The sequence below is a fragment of the Pseudomonas sp. GW821-FHT01D09 genome (assembly GCF_059422465.1).
Map to the genome: position 1 here is coordinate 1 of NZ_JBWKWY010000074.1, position 532 is coordinate 532.

Annotated in this window: 2 tRNA genes; both read left to right on the plus strand. The window is 45.9% G+C overall.

From position 1 onward, the window contains the following. Window positions 1-96 precede the first annotated feature (96 nt). Window positions 97-173, plus strand: a tRNA-Ile gene (locus AC07W7_RS27135). Between the two features lie 30 nt (window positions 174-203). Beyond that, a tRNA-Ala gene (locus AC07W7_RS27140) sits at window positions 204-279 on the plus strand. The last annotated feature ends 253 nt before the right edge of the window (window positions 280-532 follow it).

Sequence of the window (532 nt, forward strand, 5' to 3'; positions counted from 1 at the left end):
GGATCACCTCCTTAATCGACGACATCAGCTGCTCCATAAGTTCCCACACGAATTGCTTGATTCATTGAAGAAGACGAAAAGAAGCAGCCCGAAATTGGGTCTGTAGCTCAGTTGGTTAGAGCGCACCCCTGATAAGGGTGAGGTCGGCAGTTCGAATCTGCCCAGACCCACCAATTTTGTGTGGGAAACGCCTGTAGAAATACGGGGCCATAGCTCAGCTGGGAGAGCGCCTGCCTTGCACGCAGGAGGTCAACGGTTCGATCCCGTTTGGCTCCACCACTACTGCTTCTGTTTGTAGAAAGCTTAGAAATGAGCATTCCATCATTGTGATGGTGAATGTTGATTTCTAGTCTTTGACTAGTTCGTTCTTTAAAAATTTGGGTATGTGATAGAAAGATAGGCTGAACGTTACTTTCACTGGTAACGGATCAGGCTAAGGTAAAATTTGTGAGTGGCTCTTAATTGAGTATGATCGAATTTTCGGCGAATGTTGTCTTCACAGTATAACCAGATTGCTTGGGGTTATATGGTC